The sequence below is a fragment of the Protofrankia sp. Cr1 genome (assembly GCF_963555865.1).
GTDB lineage: Bacteria > Actinomycetota > Actinomycetes > Frankiales > Frankiaceae > Protofrankia.
This window is the reverse complement of sequence record NZ_CAUVXO010000245.1, coordinates 4425-8632: the sequence shown is the minus strand read 5'-3', so window position 1 is coordinate 8632 and position 4208 is coordinate 4425. Positions and strand designations below refer to the sequence as shown.

General features: G+C 62.8%; 2 protein-coding genes. One reads left to right on the top strand and one right to left on the bottom strand.

Annotated elements, in window-relative coordinates:
* The first annotated feature begins 247 nt into the window (after positions 1–247).
* On the top strand, positions 248–3559 hold the full coding sequence (locus tag U9980_RS17730; protein WP_322768936.1) for a type ISP restriction/modification enzyme: 3312 nt from the start codon (positions 248–250) through the stop codon (positions 3557–3559).
* Between the two features lie 16 nt (positions 3560–3575).
* On the opposite strand, the gene U9980_RS17725 is transcribed toward U9980_RS17730, so the two are convergent.
* The gene (locus U9980_RS17725; RefSeq protein WP_322768935.1) at positions 3576–3971 is read right to left on the bottom strand and encodes a hypothetical protein; all 396 of its coding nucleotides are present in this window, start codon (positions 3969–3971) and stop codon (positions 3576–3578) included.
* Between the last annotated feature and the right edge of the window lie 237 nt (positions 3972–4208).

Genomic DNA, 4208 nt, shown 5'->3' with positions numbered 1-4208 from the left:
GCCGCGGATAGACGGCAGCCTGGTCGGTGGTCACTTCACCGGGTCGCGGCGAGATCGCGGTGTTCGGAGGCGAAAACGATCCGGGGTCAACTGTTTCATACCATTTCGTCACGTGATGACCATTTATTACCCATCAAACACAGTCAATCATGCCGCTAATATTATTGGCCGATGTGGCGGAACGACTGAAAACCAGGCAGCCACACTACTAAAATTATCACTCTCAGTGGCTCTGCGGGGGGATGCCATGCCTGAATTCCTGGATAGCTGGCTGTTCACGGCCGTGTCAGATTTCGGCCGGTCATGCAAGACTAAACTGGCTGGGGCCGGCGGCGCCGAGGCCGCGATACGAAGCCCGTTAGAAGGTCTGCTGAAGGCTGTCGGTGACCACCATTCCATACCCGAGGTGACCTGGCACGACGAGGTCCGCGTTCCCGAGCTCGGGGTGCGCCCCGACTATGCGGTCCAAGTCAACGGCCTGGTGAACGGCTACATCGAGATCAAGAGGCCGGGCCTGTCCGTCGATCCCGATGGTTTCACCGGCCGCAACAAGATCCAGTGGGAACGGCTGCGGGACCTGCCCAACCTCCTCTACACGAATGGAACCGAGTGGCGGCTCTTTCGTGATGGGGTCCAACTAGGCCAGACCGTCTGGTTCGTCGGCACCCTCAAGGCGAGCGGAGAGCGCCTCAGGCCCGCTGAGGCGGCAGCTTTCGACGCACTGCTGAAAACCTTTCTGCTCTGGACCCCTCCGCCGATCCGTAACGTCGCCAGACTCGTGCAGCACATCGCCCCATTGTGCCGCCTGCTGCGCGCCGCCGTATTGGAACAACTCTCGGCTGAGGCTAAATCAGACGCACCCGAGGATGACACGCGGGCACGTCCGTTCACCGGTCTGCGCAGCGACTGGCGAAAGCTTCTGTTCCCCGAAGCTGACAACGCGACCTTCGCCGACGGCTACGCCCAGACCGTGACCTTCGCGCTGCTACTGGCCTGCACAGAGGACATCCCCCTCACGGAGGGTGGGCTCCACGAGGTCGGCCGCCGCCTGAACGCGGACCATGCGCTGATGGGCAGCGCGCTCCAACTACTCACCGACAACATCAACAAACGTTTCTCGGTCACTCTGAAACTGTTGACCCACACCGTCGCCTGCGTGGACTGGCCAGCCATCCGCGCCGGCAACCAGGATGCCTACCTGCATCTCTACGAGAATTTTCTCACCAGATACGATCCCGCGCTGCGACAGAAGAGTGGGTCGTACTACACGCCGCGCGAGATAGTCGAGGAGATGGTTCGCCTCGCCGAGGACGTGTTGCGCACCCGGCTCGGCAAGGAACACGGTTACGCCGAGCACGACGTCCGGATCGTTGACCCTGCCATGGGAACGGGGACCTTCCTCCACACCATCATCGAGAGAGTCGCCAAGCATGCTGTCGAAAGAAGCGGTGACGGCATGGCGAGCGATGCCGTCGCTCAGCTCGTGGAACGCCTTTACGGGTTCGAGCTGCAGATGAACCCATACGCCGTCGCCGAACTACGCGCCTCGGATCTGCTACGGGCAAAGGAGGTTCCACTGCCCGCGGGCGGACTCAACCTTTTCCTCACCGACACGTTGGAGACTCCCTTTGTCGATGAGCAGGAGCCGCTTTTCGCCTACGGAGCGCTCTCCACCTCCAGACGACGGGCCAACCAGATCAAGGGTGAAGTCCCCGTCACAGTGGTGATCGGAAACCCGCCCTATGACGATAAGGCGCAGGGGCGTGGCGGGTGGGTGGAGAAGCCCTCCAAGGGGCAGGAGAAGCCCTTGCTCGACGCCTTCCGCTACCCGGGCAACGGCCGCTACGAGCATGTGCTCAAGAACATGTACGTGTACTTCTGGCGCTGGGCCACGTGGAAGGTTTTCGACGCCCATGAGGCCGGCGGGCCCGGAGTGGTCTGCTTCATCACCCCGTCGGGCTTCGCCACCGGCCCCGGCGGACGTGGCCTTCGTGACTACCTTCGACGTACCTGTGACGAGGGATGGGTCATCAATCTGTCCCCCGAGGGGCAGCGTGCGGACGTGGCCACCCGCGCCTTCCCGGCGGTGGCCCAGCCGTTGGGTATCTACATCTTCCTACGCAGAGTCCGCGATGCGGACCACAGCCACCCTGCCCGCATCCACTACCGCTCGATCGCGGGCAGACGCGTGGACAAGTTCCGACAGTTAGCGCAGATTGCCATTGACGACGATGGGTGGAGGGAGACGCACACCACATGGGAACGCCCGTTCACACCGACCACGCAGTCAGGATGGGAGGACTTTCCCGCGCTCGATGACTTGTTCCCCTGGGGCAGTCCAGGTATCAAAACGAACCGCTCCTGGGTGAGTGCGCCCTCCACCGAAACCCTGCGGCGCCGCTGGGCACGGCTGATCCGTGAGGACGATCCGACTGAGAAGGCCCGACTCTTCAAGGTGACCAGGGACCGCACGCTGCACCGGATGATGCCGCCACTCCCCGGCCGCCCGGCCCGTCGGCTTCCGATCGGGCAGGAAACCTCCCTGACCCCTCAGCTGGTCCGCGTCGGACTTCGCAGCTTCGATCGGCAGTGGCTGATCGACGACAACCGCGTGCTTGACTTTCCACGCCCCGACCTATGGTCGGCATCCCGTGACGGCCAGATCTTCCTCAACCAGCAGTCCTCACACGAGATCGAATCCGGGCCCGCGGTGGTGGTGACGGCGTTGATTCCGGACACTCACCACTTTAACGGTCGCGGCGGCAGAATCATGCCGATTCTGCATCCCGACGGGACTGCCAATGTCCCCAGCGGTCTACTCCAATACCTCGCCGACGCCCTCCGCGTGGCGAAGGTCACCGTGCTGGATTTGGCCGCCTACGTCGTGGCTGTGGCGGGGCACAGCACCTTCACCGAGCAGTTCGCCGAGGAACTGCTGACCCCAGGCGTGCGTGTGCCGCTCACCCGGAACCCAGAGAGCTGGCGGAAGGCGGTGGGGATCGGCACCGAGGTGCTCTGGACCTCGACCTATGGTGAACGCTGTGCAGATCAGGCTGACGGTCGTCCGGCCTGCGACGTCAGATTCGCACGGACGGATACGCGGCAGATCCGGTACCTGACCAACATCGGTACGACGGTTCCCGGCAGCCTGCGCCACGAGGCCGAGACGAACACGCTGTACGTCGGCGAGGGCGCTTTCAACCCGGTTCCCCAAGACGTGTTCACCTTTGATGTCGGCGGAAGGCAGGTGATATGTAAATGGTTCGGCTACCGTAAGGCAAACCCCACCAGCAAGAAGACCAGCCCCCTCGATGACATACACGTCGACACCTGGCCCCGTGAATGGACGAACGAACTCATTGAGCTGCTGTCGGTCCTACGCCGCCTGGTGGACCTTGTACCCGTTCAGCGAGACCTCCTCGCCGAAGTCCTTGCCGGTCCGATGGTGACGCAGATAGATCTCGCAGGAGCAGGGATACTCCCTGTGTCGGCCGACGCACGCAGACCACGACGCCGAATCACGGAAGGGCTGTTCGCGGATGGCGACACCCCGTCCTGAGCGTGTCGGAACGGGCTTAGGAGAGGAGATTAACAGCTTCGTCCAGTGAGATCGCGCCCTGCGCGAGTTGACGCAGGGCGTGCGGCGCAAGACGGGCTGCTCGCTCGGATTCGGCGGCAGCCTCCAGAGCATCGGCGAACAGTACTACCGTTACAAGCCGGCCCTGCGCGGCTTCCTGCTCGGCCCGGTAGAAAATCGCCGCTCCGAGCGTGGTTGCTGACAGAACTCCGCCAGCATCGGAGATCAACTTCATCCAGAGCATGACGGGTACGTCTGTCGCCAACTGTCGCGGAGAAAAACCACGGGCCACGACCGCCTCCGGCTCATCATCCGGCAGCGGCAGATCACCGAGCATAAGTTCGGCCAGTATTCGGTGCTGCGCGTCGGTCAGTTCGATGTGTGGGATAGACATAACTCCATGCCTAGCACACGACATCTGATGGCCGGCGTGCAGGTCCAACGAGGCCGCAACCAATATCAAATCGCTTAGTCATCGACACCATTAACGGCAACGTCATTTACCACGTCGCCGAGGCGACGGAGACCCCGTGACCAGAGTGGCGGATATGCCGTGCTCGCCGACCGACCCGAGCCGGTCGATCTGCTTGTTGAGGTTGCGGACCTGGACCGAGTCGGCGCCGAAGGCGTC

Excerpts from the sequence above, each read along its gene's own strand:
- U9980_RS17730 (WP_322768936.1), top strand. The coding sequence starts at position 248 with ATGCCTGAATTCCTGGATAGCTGGCTGTTCACGGCCGTGTCAGATTTC.
- U9980_RS17725 (WP_322768935.1), bottom strand. The coding sequence starts at position 3,971 with ATGTCTATCCCACACATCGAACTGACCGACGCGCAGCACCGAATACTG.